This window comes from Vannielia litorea (genome assembly GCF_018424695.1).
Taxonomy (GTDB): domain Bacteria; phylum Pseudomonadota; class Alphaproteobacteria; order Rhodobacterales; family Rhodobacteraceae; genus Vannielia; species Vannielia litorea_A.
Genome location: NZ_QTNQ01000050.1, coordinates 17,456 through 29,957, shown reverse-complemented (window position 1 = coordinate 29,957; position 12,502 = coordinate 17,456). Strand labels below are relative to the sequence as shown.

The 12,502-nt window shown below is 66.2% G+C and carries 17 protein-coding genes; 9 read left to right on the top strand and 8 right to left on the bottom strand.

Annotated elements, in window-relative coordinates; translation table 11 throughout:
* Positions 1 to 27 precede the first annotated feature (27 nt).
* Positions 28 to 1,236, bottom strand: a complete 1,209-nt coding sequence (locus DYI42_RS15755) for a cytochrome P450 (protein ID WP_213546955.1) — start codon at positions 1,234 to 1,236, stop codon at positions 28 to 30.
* A 151-nt stretch (positions 1,237 to 1,387) separates the two neighbouring features.
* On the opposite strand from DYI42_RS15755, the gene DYI42_RS15750 reads away from it, so the two are divergent.
* Positions 1,388 to 2,131, top strand: a complete 744-nt coding sequence (locus DYI42_RS15750) for a GntR family transcriptional regulator (RefSeq protein WP_213546954.1) — start codon at positions 1,388 to 1,390, stop codon at positions 2,129 to 2,131.
* Between the two features lie 119 nt (positions 2,132 to 2,250).
* Complete coding sequence (locus tag DYI42_RS15745) at positions 2,251 to 2,673, top strand: cupredoxin domain-containing protein (RefSeq protein WP_213546953.1); 423 nt, start codon at positions 2,251 to 2,253, stop codon at positions 2,671 to 2,673.
* 58 nt (positions 2,674 to 2,731) lie between these two features.
* Here the strand turns inward: DYI42_RS15745 and DYI42_RS15740 are convergent, their stop codons facing one another.
* Genes DYI42_RS15740 through DYI42_RS15730 form a run of 3 tightly spaced genes read right to left on the bottom strand, consistent with a single transcriptional unit; the run spans position 2,732 to position 4,220 of the window.
* On the bottom strand, positions 2,732 to 3,406 hold the full coding sequence (locus DYI42_RS15740) for an SOS response-associated peptidase (RefSeq protein WP_213546952.1): 675 nt from the start codon (positions 3,404 to 3,406) through the stop codon (positions 2,732 to 2,734).
* A 5-nt stretch (positions 3,407 to 3,411) separates the two neighbouring features.
* Positions 3,412 to 3,714 (bottom strand): J-domain-containing protein, encoded by a 303-nt coding sequence (locus DYI42_RS15735; RefSeq protein WP_213546951.1) that lies wholly within the window; start codon positions 3,712 to 3,714, stop codon positions 3,412 to 3,414.
* A gap of 38 nt (positions 3,715 to 3,752) precedes the next feature.
* A complete protein-coding gene (locus DYI42_RS15730; RefSeq protein ID WP_213546950.1) occupies positions 3,753 to 4,220 on the bottom strand; it encodes a GFA family protein in 468 nt (155 codons plus the stop codon).
* A gap of 385 nt (positions 4,221 to 4,605) precedes the next feature.
* On the opposite strand from DYI42_RS15730, the gene DYI42_RS15725 reads away from it, so the two are divergent.
* Both DYI42_RS15725 and DYI42_RS15720 read left to right on the top strand, forming a co-directional pair.
* Positions 4,606 to 5,004: a GFA family protein gene (locus DYI42_RS15725; RefSeq protein WP_213546949.1), complete on the top strand. Its 399-nt coding sequence runs from the start codon at positions 4,606 to 4,608 to the stop codon at positions 5,002 to 5,004.
* A 74-nt stretch (positions 5,005 to 5,078) separates the two neighbouring features.
* On the top strand, positions 5,079 to 5,342 hold the full coding sequence (locus tag DYI42_RS15720; RefSeq protein ID WP_213546948.1) for a hypothetical protein: 264 nt from the start codon (positions 5,079 to 5,081) through the stop codon (positions 5,340 to 5,342).
* A gap of 58 nt (positions 5,343 to 5,400) precedes the next feature.
* Here the strand turns inward: DYI42_RS15720 and DYI42_RS15715 are convergent, their stop codons facing one another.
* Entirely contained in the window at positions 5,401 to 6,969 is a 1,569-nt protein-coding gene (locus tag DYI42_RS15715) for a bifunctional metallophosphatase/5'-nucleotidase (RefSeq protein WP_213546947.1), read from the bottom strand.
* A 153-nt stretch (positions 6,970 to 7,122) separates the two neighbouring features.
* Between DYI42_RS15715 and DYI42_RS15710 the strand changes: the two genes are divergently transcribed.
* From DYI42_RS15710 to arsC, 3 genes are read left to right on the top strand one after another with little or no spacing between them, the layout of a single operon-like run.
* The gene (locus tag DYI42_RS15710; protein ID WP_213546946.1) at positions 7,123 to 7,461 is read left to right on the top strand and encodes a DUF952 domain-containing protein; all 339 of its coding nucleotides are present in this window, start codon (positions 7,123 to 7,125) and stop codon (positions 7,459 to 7,461) included.
* A complete protein-coding gene (locus DYI42_RS15705) occupies positions 7,458 to 8,516 on the top strand; it encodes a quinone-dependent dihydroorotate dehydrogenase (protein ID WP_213546945.1) in 1,059 nt (352 codons plus the stop codon). The genes DYI42_RS15710 and DYI42_RS15705 overlap by 4 nt, the downstream gene beginning before the upstream one ends.
* Positions 8,513 to 8,857, top strand: a complete 345-nt coding sequence (gene arsC, locus DYI42_RS15700) for an arsenate reductase (glutaredoxin) (RefSeq protein WP_213546944.1) — start codon at positions 8,513 to 8,515, stop codon at positions 8,855 to 8,857. The genes DYI42_RS15705 and arsC overlap by 4 nt, the downstream gene beginning before the upstream one ends.
* Positions 8,858 to 8,958: 101 nt before the next feature.
* On the opposite strand, the gene DYI42_RS15695 is transcribed toward arsC, so the two are convergent.
* From DYI42_RS15695 to DYI42_RS15685, 3 genes are read right to left on the bottom strand one after another with little or no spacing between them, the layout of a single operon-like run.
* On the bottom strand, positions 8,959 to 10,302 hold the full coding sequence (locus DYI42_RS15695) for an MATE family efflux transporter (RefSeq protein WP_213546943.1): 1,344 nt from the start codon (positions 10,300 to 10,302) through the stop codon (positions 8,959 to 8,961).
* Entirely contained in the window at positions 10,280 to 10,804 is a 525-nt protein-coding gene (locus DYI42_RS15690) for a PaaI family thioesterase (RefSeq protein ID WP_213546942.1), read from the bottom strand. Before DYI42_RS15690 ends, DYI42_RS15695 begins: the two co-directional genes overlap by 23 nt.
* A complete protein-coding gene (locus tag DYI42_RS15685) occupies positions 10,801 to 11,295 on the bottom strand; it encodes a PaaI family thioesterase (RefSeq protein ID WP_213546941.1) in 495 nt (164 codons plus the stop codon). Before DYI42_RS15685 ends, DYI42_RS15690 begins: the two co-directional genes overlap by 4 nt.
* Before the next feature lie 139 nt (positions 11,296 to 11,434).
* On the opposite strand from DYI42_RS15685, the gene DYI42_RS15680 reads away from it, so the two are divergent.
* Positions 11,435 to 11,815 (top strand): MerR family transcriptional regulator, encoded by a 381-nt coding sequence (locus DYI42_RS15680; protein WP_213546940.1) that lies wholly within the window; start codon positions 11,435 to 11,437, stop codon positions 11,813 to 11,815.
* 269 nt (positions 11,816 to 12,084) lie between these two features.
* Positions 12,085 to 12,483: a MerR family transcriptional regulator gene (locus tag DYI42_RS15675; RefSeq protein ID WP_213546939.1), complete on the top strand. Its 399-nt coding sequence runs from the start codon at positions 12,085 to 12,087 to the stop codon at positions 12,481 to 12,483.
* The last annotated feature ends 19 nt before the right edge of the window (positions 12,484 to 12,502 follow it).

Genomic DNA, 12,502 nt, shown 5'->3' with positions numbered 1-12,502 from the left:
GAGCTGGGCCAGGCCCGGCCGCCCCGATCAGCCCAGCACCACCGGCAGGTTAAGCGGGCCCCGGAAGCCCCAGCCGCTCCAGGCCACATCTTCCGGCTCTGCCAGTCGGATGTTGGGGAACTTCTCGAAAATCATCGGCAGCATCACCTGCCCCACGGCGCGGCGGGCCACGTGGGTGCCCTGGCAGAAGTGGGGGCCGTTGCCGAAGCTCTGGTGCGGGTTCCTGTCGCGGTAGACCTTGAACAGGTGGCCGTCTTCAAACACCTCTTCATCCCAGTTGGCGGAGGCCTGGCAGGTCATCACGGTCGAATGGGCCGGGATGTGGAAGCCACGGATCTGGGTATCTTCCAGCACGTAGCGCCCCGAGACGGAGATCGGCGCAACCCAGCGCACCCCTTCCTCGAAGGCCTTTACCCAGTCGCCGCCTGCCTTCACCTGCTCCAGCTGGTCCGGGTTGGTCAGCAGCCCGTAGAGAATGGTCAGCAGGGCGTCACGCGGCTCATTGATGCCGCCGCCGATGGCGATCTTGATGTTGGCGTGGATCTGGCTCAGCGGAATCGGGTTTTCCGCGTTCAGCATCACCGAGAAGGCCGAGTTGTTCGGGTTTTCACGGTGATAGGGTTCGAGCCGGGCAAAGAGCGCGTCCATCTCGTCATTCGCGGCCTCGGAGCGGGCGAAAATCGCCTCGTCCTCACCGAAGTTGCCGGCGCCGTCGATCAACGCCTGCGACCAGCGGATCATCTCGGCATCCGTCGCCTCCTCGGTGCCCAGCAGCACGGCGAGGCCGCGGGCGGCATAGGGCGCGGCCAGCATCGGGAAGAGATCGACCACCTCGCCCCGGGGCAGCCTCTCCAGATAGTCCTCGGCCACCTGCTGATAGCGCGGCACCCAATCCTGGGTGATCACCTTGGGGCTGAAGGCGCCCTGCATCGCCATGCGCTCGCACTTGTGCTCTTCGCCGTCCTTGCGCATCAGCGTGTGGGCGCGGAAGGCCCGGTGCATGGGCGTGATCGGATCGTTCGAGGAAAAGATCGAGGGATTGTCCTTCACATATTTTGTATCGGCCCATTTGGTCAGCAGGATCCGGTTCATCCCCGGCACCCGGACAACCGGCGTCTCGCGGCGCAGGCGCGCGTAGATCGGGTAGGGATCGCGTGTCAGATCCGCCAGGTTGATGGTTTCGTCCACAGGCACCGGCTTTCCGCCTGCCTCGACCTCGGTCACTGCTTCGCTCATGCTGTCCTCCCTCTCAGGCGGCACCTCCGACTCGCCCGGTTCACCGTAAACTGTATACCGTTGGAGCGACAATTCCACATAATTCGTGAATTTGCTTGGCCTGACCGCTCCAACGGTATACATTATGAGCGGGTTGTGGGGGAGTGCGCGCATGCCTGACGGGTCCAGAACAAGAACCATCGACCATGCCACGCGCGACCTGCGAGATCGCATCCTGTCGGGCGCGCTGCCCAGCGGGATGCACCTTTCGGAAACGGCCGCGGCGGAGATGCTGGGCATCTCGCGCACGCCTGCACGCGAGGCAATGGCCCTGCTGATCGAGGAGGGGCTGTTGGAGCGGGGGGCCAGCGGGCGCAGCACCGTCCGGGCGCTCACGCGAGGCGACGTTGCCGATGCGATCGAACTGCGTGGCGTGCTTGAGGGCACCGTGCTGCGGCTGGCCGCCGAGCGCGGACCAGACCCGGCGGCCCTGGCCGAGGCGGGCGCTCTGGCCGAAGAGATCGAGGCTGTCATCTCTACGGGTGCGCAGGCGCTCGACTTCGAGCGCTATGCCGAGTTGAACGCGGCCTTCCATGCCGCCCTCGCCCGGCTCGCCGCCTCGCCCTTGCTGGAGCGCGAGGCGCTGCGCGCCCATCGCCTGCCGCTTGCCTCGCCCTCGGCCTTTCTCGGCAGCCAAGCCGCGCAGCTTGAGTTTCGTCGCTCCCTGATCATCGCGCAAAGCCAGCATCGCGCGATGCTGGCCGCGGTCAGCGCCCGCGAGGGCAGCCGGGCCGAGGCCCTGGGGCGAGAGCATGCCCGCCTCGCGCGGCAGAACTTCGACGCCGCGTTGCGTCATGGCCCGGAAGGCTCGGGCGGCGACATCCCGGGGCTGGCGCTGGTATCCGCGCAGGCCTGAAACCGGCCTTTTTATTCTCAAATTGTCGTATCGGCGCCGCTTTTCCGCCAGATTTACCCGGCACTAAACGATCTCAGGAACACTGGGTTGGGGCCCAATCGCAGATCAAGGAGGCTCCGATGCTGCGCAAAACCGTGACTTTCGCCGCCCTCGCAGCGGCGCTCTCCGCCGGTGCATCCACGGCGGCCACCCATGAGGTGAACATCCTCGACAACGACCTGATGCCGCCCGTGGTCTATGCCACGCCGGGCGACACCGTGCGTTTCACCAACGACGACGGCGGCGCCCATGTGGTGTGGTCGACCGACATGAGCTGGTCCACCGGCGAAATCCCCGCCGGCGTGGCAGTGGAGTTCACCGTGACCGACTCCATGTCGCTCGAGTACACCCTCGATGAAAACTACTTCCTCGACTACAGCCAGGAGGCCGGCGACGACCCGTTTGACGGTGTGATCGAAGCGGGCATCGACATCCGCGACACCAACGCCAACGGCGAGTTGGACGAAGGCGAGATCTACTTCGAGGCCGACGCCAACAACTGACACCCGTCAGCCGCGCGAACGCAAGGGCCGCTCCCCGGGGAGCGGCCCTTTTGCCGTGTCATCCCTTGATGGGCGCAATCAACGCTTCGCCGGTGGCGCGGTTGGAGTTGACGGCGGGCGCCACCCGCCACATCCGCACCGTGCCCGGCTCAGGCGGCTGCATCAGGGGTGCCGCGCCCTTGCCTTCCTCGCCCAGCCATTTGGCCCAATCGCCTTTCTCCAGGATCACCGGCGTGCGGTGATGGATTTCGGCCATCTCGTGCGTGGCGGCACAGGTGACGATGGCGCAGGTGGGGCCCTCCATCTTGTCTTCTCCCTCGCGCGACCAGTCCTGCCAGATCGCGGCGAAGGCCATCGGCGCCCCGTCGGCGCGGGTGATGTACCAGGGCAGGCGGTTGCCCTCGGCGTCTTTCGTCCATTCATAGAAGCCCGAGGCCGGCACAATGCAGCGCCGCTCCCGGCAGGCGGTGCGGAAGGCCGGTTTCTCGGCCACGGTCTCGGCGCGGGCGTTGATCAGCAGCGGGCCGTCGGTTGGGCTCTTGTACCAATGCGGAATGAAGCCCCAGCGCATGGGGCGCAGCCGCCGCGCGCCTTCGGCGCTGGTCACCGTGGCGACGGGCGTGGTGGGGCAGACGTTATAGCGCGGCACCTCGGGCAGATCGTTGGAGGGCAGCGCATCGAAGAGTTGCGCCACGGCTTCATCGGGCAGGGTGATGGCAAAGCGGCCGCACATGGGTGTCAGCCGCGCTTGCGGGCAAGCTCGATCTTAACCTCGGTCATCGACATCTCGCGGACGATCTCGGCCCGCCGCGTCCTGTCGCCGGTTTCGCGCAGTTCCTCGCGCAGCCTTGCCAGCTCGCGGGAGAGCGATACGAACTCGGGGACCGCGCCGTTCTCCTTGAGGATGCGGTGCATCACGGCGTTCTCAGGGTCGTCCACCTTTGGCAGCGGCTTGCCCGCGCCGGGGAGGTTGTCAAACTGCCCCTCCGCCTCGGCGGCCCGGATCTTGGCGGTGATGAGATCTATCAGCGGGTGGTCCATGGGCCAAAGATGTGTCCGGCGCGGCGCGTTGGCAAGGGCTACATCCGGTGCGCCAGCGCCTTCTCGCGCCGGGCAATTGCCCAGCCGGGCCAGTGCTCGGAGCGGCGGTAGAAACCGGGCATGGCGGGCACGCCCTCCGGGAGCACCACCCAGGGCAACTTGGTTTCGGTGAAAATGTGAATGTCGGGCGGCAGCGCCCCGGCTTCTTCCAGCGTGCCGACGCGGACGAAGGCCATCAGCTCGCCCGCCCCGGCGTAATGGCTCCAGAGCGCCACCTTGCAGCGCGGGCAGCGGTGGATGATCTGGCCCTTGCCACTCGCCGAGGGGGTAAGCACCTCTTCGGGCTTGCCGTGATGCAGATCGACGCAGGCGCTTTCGATCAGCGCGTTCAGCACGAAGGCCGAGCCGGTTTCGCGCTGGCACCAGGTGCAATGGCAGCAATGGGTAAACAGCGGCTTGTCGGTCAGGCGATAGCGGATCTCTCCGCAGGTGCAGCGTCCTTCCATGTTTCACGGCTCCGAATTGCCCCGGTTTCGTTGCGAATGAGCGTCAGTGACCGGCCAAAGTCAACTGGTTGACGTTGCGTCTTGCATCGGGTTCGGCGGCGGCTCAGGCTGTGGGCGAGTTTGACAGAGTGAATGGTTCTGGTCATGTTTTATTATGTTCTCGGGGCACTGAGCCTATGCACCGTGTTGTTCATCTTCCTGCGCCGGAAACGCCGCCACGCGCGACGCGCTCACTTGCCTTCATCTGCCGCAACCCTCCCCTGCCACTGGGCCGCCGAAGGGCCCGGGGCGCTTCGATGCCAGTCTTGCGGGGCGCTCTCGCGCACCCATGGGCGGGGCGGATCGGCCCGCTGCACCGCCGGGCTGACCGCATCGCGCTGACCCTGTGCTGACCGGTCATTGCCTCTGCGGGGCCGCCGGGTGGCAGCTGGAGGACCGGCCCGAGGCGGCGACGGCCTGCAACTGCACCGCCTGCCGCCGCTACGGCGTGCTCTGGGCTTACGGCTGGGAGGATGCCGGGCTGTCTACCTCGGGCGACACCCGGGCATGGCACCGGCCCGAGGCGGCCAGCATGAGCTTCAACCATTGCCCCGCCTGCGGCTGCCTCCTGTTCGGTCGCGCCTTTGCGCCCCGCGCGGACGGGCGTATCCGGATGGCGGTGAACCTGCGGCTGGCCGACGATCCGGCAGAGGTGGCCTCCATCCCGATCCGCAAGTTCGACGGGTTGGGCAAGTTCGCCCCGGTGCCCGGCGATGTGCGCTGCGTTGCCGACCTCTGGTGGTAGCTGCCTGACTTGCCGGGCGCCGGGCAATCTGCAACTCTTGTGCCCCAACTGCGAAAACCGGAGCCTGTCTGCCCGTGCCTGCTATTCTCACCGCCCTCGCCGTCATCGGCCTTTTCGTCTGGTGGAACTGGGGCCGCGCCCGCGCCCGCAGCGAGCTTTCATCGCGGCTTGACCCTCTGGCCAACAGGGTGCTGCGCCGCCGGAAATGCCGCTGGCGGCCCACGGGCGGCTCGGGTGCGCTGAAGGAATTTCGGTGCGAGAGCTGCGGCGTCACCGCCTATTCGCAGCGCAGCGCGGGCCCGGCGGAATGCAAGCGCAACCTGCGCAGCTCTCTCTGAGCCCGGGCCACGAAAAAGGGCGCACCGAAGCGCGCCCTTTCCCCCTGTTCTGACAGCCTTACTTCTGGGTGATGCGCCCGTCAGTGTAGGGCTGGTAGGGTGCGTTTGCTGCGATGTATTCGGCGGTTACATCGGCAAGGTCGGGCCCGAAGTCATAGGCGTTCTCAGCGTCGACGAACATGGAGTAGCCATCCCCGCCGTTGCGGACGTAGTTGTTGGAGACGAGGCCGTAGGTCTTCTCCGCGTCCAGCGGCAGCCATTCTTCGCCTTCCTGCACCATCACGTCGCTGACCCGGCTGCCCGGCTCGGCTGCGGCGTCGAAGGTGAACTTGAGGCCGGCGACCTGCGGGAAGCGGCCTGCGCCCTCTTCCACCTGGCTCACGCCGTTTTCGAGCGCGTCCATCACGACCGCACCCGAAACCTGGAAGGTCGACAGGGTGTTCTGGAAGGGAAGCACGGTGAGCACCTCGCCCATCGTCACCTCGCCCGCATCGATGGAGGCGCGCAGGCCGCCCGAGTTGGCGATGGAGATCTGGATGCCCTGATCCTTCACCCGGTCGAGCATGGCGTCGGCCACGAGGTTGCCCATGGAGCATTCCATCACGCGGCAGACATCACGGTTGCCCTCGATGGCCTCGGAAGCCTCAGCGACCACCTCGTTGCGGATTTCTTCCAGCGGCTCGGCGGCCTCGGCGATACGCGCCTTGGTGGCCTCGTCCTCGACCACTTCGCCGCTCATCACGATGGGCGCGCCCACCGCCTCGGTCACAACGCCTTCGTCATCGAAGGTCACGTTCAGCTCGCCGAGGAACTTGCCGTAGGCATAAGCCTGCACGATCTGCACGCCGTTCACCACGGTGGGATAGGGGCCTTCGGCATTGTCCATCTTGCCCAGCAGGGTGTTGGAGTGCCCCCCCACGATCACGTCAACCCCGGTGGTGCCTTCAGCCACCTTCTGATCAACCACGTAGCCCGAGTGCGACAGGACGATGATCTTGTTCACGCCCGCTTCGGTCAGCTTGTCGACCTCACCCTGCACCGCATCGACCGGCGCGGTGAAGATCACGTTGGGGCCGGGGCTGGCCAGTTCGTCGGTGTCCTGCGGGGTGAGGCCGATCAGGCCGATCTTCTCGCCGCCCTGCTCGATCACGGTGCTCTTCATGATCGCATCGGCCAGCAGCGGCTCGCCGCTCACGTCGGCGTTCGACATCAGCACGGGGAATTCGACGGCATCGATGAAGCCGGCCAGCACCTCGGGGCCGTCATCGAACTCGTGGTTGCCCACGGTCATCGCCGTGTAGCCCATCTGGTTCATCATCTCGGCGGCGAGCTTGCCCTTGTAGTAGGTGTAAAAGAGCGTGCCCTGAAACTGGTCGCCACCGTCCACGAGGATCCAGTTGTTGGAGCGGGCCTTGGCCTCCTGCATCGCCGTCGTCAGGCGGGCAGACCCGCCAAAGCATTCGCCGGCGTCATTGTCTTCGGCGGAACAGGGGCCGTCATACTTGGAGATCGGCTCGAAGCGGGCGTGGAAATCATTGGTGTGAAGAATCGTAAGGGAATACTCGGCACTTGCGGCCCCGGCGCTCAGCGCGAGCGCGGCCACGGAGGAGAGGATCTTGGAGGACATCTTTTTTAGCTCCCGGTTGGATTATGCGGTGATGTTGGCCCCATGCGCGGGCAGAGTCAAAGGGGGTGAACGCTGGGTCACTGGCGCGTTTGGGTGACAGTGGCGTGACGCCGCGCGCTTGACCCCCACCGCGTTCCGGGGCATCCCCGGCCCATGCTGATCTACAAGATTTTCCGCCGCCCCGAGTGGGATGCCTTCCGCGAGGCGGGGCTGACCGAGGGTGCGCCGGTGGATGTGGCCGACGGGTTCATCCATTTCTCGACCTCAGCTCAGGTGGTGGAAACGGCGGCGAAGCACTTTGCCGACGAGTCCGACCTCGTGCTGGTGGCCTTCGACCCGGATGCCCTTGGCGCGGCGTTGAAGTGGGAGCCCTCGCGCGGTGGCGCGCTGTTTCCGCACCTCTATCGGCGGCTCGCGCTTTCGGAGGTGGTCTGGGACAAGTCGCTGCCGCTTGGGCAGGCGGGCCATATCTTCCCCGAAGGCATGCTGTGAGCCTCGTCGAGCAGCTTGGCCTCCTCGCCCTGCGCCGGATCGACCCGGAGCGCGCCCATGGCCTCGCGCTGAAGGCCCTGAACAGCCCCTTCGCCCCCCTGCCCGGCCCCGTCACCTCGCCAAGGCTCGCCAACGAGATCGCGGGCCTCGCCCTGCCCAACCCGGTGGGCCTCGCGGCGGGGTTCGACAAGAATGGCACCGCGATGCATCCGCTTGCCCGCGCGGGCTTCGGCTTCATCGAGTTGGGCGCCATCACGCCCCGCCCGCAGCCGGGCAACCCCAAGCCACGCCTCTTCCGCCTGCGCGAAGACCGCGCCGCCATCAATCGCTTCGGCTTCAACAACGAAGGGATGGAGGCGATGGCCGCCCGGCTGGAGGCCCGGCCAAGGGGCTTCCCCATCGGGCTCAACCTTGGCGCCAACAAGGACAGCGAGGACCGCGCCGCCGATTTCGCCACCGTGCTCACCCGCTGCGGCCCGAGGCTCGATTTCGCCACCGTCAACGTGAGCAGCCCGAACACCGAAAGGCTGCGCGACCTGCAGGGCGCCGACGCACTCACCGCCCTGCTGAACGGGGTGATGGCCGCCCGCGATGCGCTTGAGCGGCCCATTCCGGTGTTTCTCAAGATCGCGCCCGACCTGAGCGCGCAGGAAATCGACGATATCGCTATTGTCGCACGCACCACCAGCGTCGACGCGATCATTGCCACGAACACCACGCTGGACCGCGAGGGGCTGCACGGGCCCCATGCGGGGGAGAAGGGCGGCCTCTCCGGTGCGCCGCTGTTCGAGAAGAGCACGCGCGTTCTGGCGCGGCTGTCGCAGGCGACCGAGGGGCAGATTCCGCTCATCGGCGTGGGCGGCATCGCCTCGCCCGAGCAGGCATTTGCCAAGATCACCGCCGGGGCCAGCGCCGTGCAGCTCTACACTGCGATGGTCTATAACGGCATCAGCCTCGCCGCCCGCATCGCCCACGGCCTCGATGAGATCCTTGCCTCTCACGGCTACACCCATATCTCCCAGGCAGTCGGCACCAAAAGGGAGGATTGGCTGTGAGCAACCCCGTCATCTGGCACAACCCGCGCTGCTCCAAGTCGCGCGAAACGCTGAAGCTGCTGGAAGAGAAGGGCTATACCCCCGAAGTGCGGCTCTACCTCGACACCCCGCCAGATGCCGAAGAGCTGGAGCGCGCCGCCGCTGAGCTTGGTCTCGGCCCGCTCCAGATGATCCGCCGCAAGGAGGAACCGGCGAAGGCGCTTTCGGGCGACACGCCCGAAGACATGCTCTTTGCCGCCATGGCGGCCGATCCGATCATCATCGAGCGGCCCATCGTGTTCTACAAAGGCCGCGCCGCCATTGGTCGCCCGCCGGAGAATGTGCTTAGGATCCTCGACTGACCTGCTGCATTTTCTTGCTGCAAATACTCAATCCGCCCTCACCACCCAAACCGACGCCCGCAGCAAGACGCCCGTAGGTCGGGATTTGCCCCGACGACCCGCTAGCCCGCCGCGTCGCGCTCCAATGCCGGGTAGCGCCAGCCCATGAGCACCCCGCGCGCCGCAAAGCTCACCAGCAGCGCCGCCCAGACGCCGTGGTTGCCCATCAGCGGGATCAGCGTGGCCACCGCCACGCCGTAGCACAACAGCGAGAGGAACATCAGGTTGCGCATGTCGCGTGAGCGGGTGGCGCCGATGTAGATTCCGTCGAACATCCAGGCCGCCGCGCCAACGAAGGGGGCCAGCACCATCCAGCCGAGGTGTGCCCGCGCGGCCTCGCGCACGCCGGGCGCGGTTGTCATCAGGTCGATGATGGCCGCGCCGAACGCCAGAAAGGCGAGCCCCAGCACTGCGCCGGTGCAGAAGCCCCAGAGGCTGGTCATCAGCGCCCCGCGCCGCACCGCCGCCGGGCTCTTGCGCCCGTAGGCCTGCCCCACGAAGACCTCCGCCGAAAAGGCAAAGCCGTCCAGCGCGTAGGCCGTGACGTAGAGGAATTGCAGCAGGATCTGGTTGGCCGCCAGCTTCACGTCGCCGAAGCGGGCGCCGAGGAAGAGGAAGGAGACGAAGATCACCTCCAGCATCAGGGTGCGCAGCAGGATGTTGGTGTTGACGTTGGCCATGTGCAGCAGGCGGGCCGGATCGAAGACAAGCGCCTTGTTGCGCCAGTGCCCGCCCGCGAAGGCATCGCGGCAGAGCCAGAGCCCCAGCGCCGCGCCCGTCCATTCGGCGAAGAAGGTGGCGAAGGCCACGCCGTTCACCCCCCAGTCGAAGCCGAGCACGAACAGCAGGTCGAGCGCGATGTTGGTGAGGTTCATCCAGAGCTGGATCACCAGAACGCCCCGGGTGCGCTCTTTGGCGATCAGCCAGCCGGTCATGCCGAAGACGGCGATGGCCCCGGGGGCCGACCAGACGCGGATTTCCATGTAGCCCCGCGCCGCCGCCTCCACCTCGGCGCTGGCGGGCGAGAGCGCGAAGGCGGCTGCAAAGAGGGGCCATTGCGCCAGGATGAGCAGCGCCCCGCCCGCGCCCGCGATCAGCAGGGCGCGCACCAGCAGCGCCGAGACCTCTGCCGCGTCCCCGGCCCCTTCCGCCTGGCTGGTGAGCCCCACCGTGCCCATGCGCAAAAATCCGAAGATCCAGTAGATCGAGGTGAGGATGATCGCGCCGATGCCCACCGCACCGATTGGCACCGGGTCACCGAGCTGGCCGACGACGCCGGTATCGACCGCGCCGAGGATCGGCACGGTGGCATTGGAAATCACGATGGGAACCGCGATGTGAAGGATGCGCCGGTGGGTGACGGGCTTTCCCGCCAGGGCCTCTTCAGCCGCCGTTCGCGTCGTCATCAGTTCTTGGCTGCGGCATCAGGAAATGGCCGGTGGCCTGGGCGAAGGGGCGATTCACGTTGTCTTGCCAGGCCTCGACATGCACCGAGGCATAGCGCCGCCCCGAGCGGTTGACGCGGGCGCGGGCGTAGGCATCGCGCGGCAGGCCGGCACGCAGGTAGTCCACCGAGAAATCAATGGTCTTGGGCAAGCGTGGCACGCCCCCCTCGATGAAGCGCTCGATATCGAACTGGCTGCCCTCGATCTGGCTCCAGAGCTCCTGCCAGGCCAGTTGCACCACGGCGGCCATCTCCAGAAAGCCCGCCGTCGCCCCGCCATGGAGCGCAGGCAGCATCGGGTTGCCGATGAGTTTGGGATCAAAGGGCAGCACCGCCGTCAGCTCATCACCCCGCCGGTCGAAGCGGATGCCGAGGAAACGGGCAAAGGAAATGCCGTCGACCAGCCTGTGCAACGCCGTGTCGCGCCGCTCCTTGATGACCTGAACCGGCTCCGGTGTCTTCATTGGCCCAGCTCCTTCTGCCGCGCGGCCAGCGCCTGCATCGCCGCCTCCATCTGCTCCGGGGTCTTCGGCGCGGCCATGTGCCCGTAGGTGAAGGCGCCGGTGGCGGTGGCCACGGGGTTTTCGCGGTCATCATCCCAGGCGGTGGCCCGGGCGAAGGCGACAGCGCGGGTGATGTGGTAGCACTCCGCCTCGGCCCAGACCCGCTGGCCCGGCGTGGCCGCGCGCATGTAGTCGATCCGCAGATCGAGCGTGGCGGTGCCGAACCCTTCGGGCAGGCTCATCACCGCCGTGCCGCAGGTGCTGTCCATCAGCGCCGAGATCGCGCCGCCGTGCAGCACCCCGGTTTGCACATCGCCGATCAGCTCCGTGTCATAGGGCATCGACATCGTGAGCCGCCCTTCCGACACGCTCTCGGCCCTCATGCCCAGCGCCTTCGAATAGGGCAGCGCATCGATGAAGGACTGCACCCACTCAAGGTTCAACTCGCTCATGCCCCGCCTTTCCCTTGTCGTCACCCGGCCCACTATCTGCCCCCGCCTCCCGGCCCGCAACCCTGCATGATTGATAAGCGGCTGCCTCTGATTTAGGCTTGCCCTCGAGTGGGGATTTCAACCCGGGGAGCCTTCGCCCATGGCCGAAGCCAAGGCCGAACAGCGGCTGAGTTTCAAGGAAATGTGCGCGCGTTTCGACGTGACGCCACGGACGCTGCGCTATTACGAGTACATCGAGCTGCTCGACCCTGAGAAGAAGGGTCGGTCGCGCTTTTACGGCAGCCGCGAGATTGCCAGGATGACGCTGATCCTGCGGGGGCGCCGCTTCGGCTTTTCGCTGGAAGAGATCCGGCAGTGGCTGGAGATGTATGAAAGCGACGGCAGCCGCCCGCAGCTGGAAGTCTGGATCGAGCGCGCCGACCGCCAGATCGAGGAGCTGGAAAAGCAGCGCGCCGATCTCGACTCGGCCATCGACGAGCTGCGCCAGCTGCGCGACGAAACCGCCGCCTCACTCTCCTGAGAGCTGTATTGAGGCGGGCGCAATAGGCTCGTCTTAATTATCATGATAAATAACCACCAAACCGTTTTGATACCGGCTCAAAGCGATTTGGCGGCATAAAATGTTGCGCATGACGCGGGGGAAACTTTCCGAAAATTTTACCAACTGGTAAATGACGTAGCGTTCCAACTGCGTCCGCGCACGCGATGCTTGTATGGTCGCCCCGAACTAATCATGTCCCAGCTCGTTCAGGAAAAGACACACCTGAGGGGCTATTCAGAGGACATGACATGACGGAGAAATTTTTGACCATCCGCGAGATGTGTGACGCCTACGATGTGACGGCACGCACCCTGCGGTTTTACGAGGCCAAGGAGCTGCTGTTTCCGGTGCGCGAAGGCCAGAAGCGGCTCTTCACCAAGCGCGACCAGGCGCGGCTGACGCTGATCCTGCGCGGCAAGCGCTTCGGGTTCTCGCTCGAAGACATTCGCCAGCTGCTTGACCTCTACGACATGGAGAACGGCGAGCACCGCCAGCTTGAGGCCTCGGTGCAGATGGCCGAGCAGCGGGTGGACGAGATGGAAGCCCAGCGCGCAGAGCTTGCGGTGGCCATCACCGAGCTGAAGGCCCAGATCGACTGGGGCAAAGGCACGCTCGCGGGCAACAACGTGAAGGAAGCGGCCGAGTAACCCGGCCTTACAGGGAGGA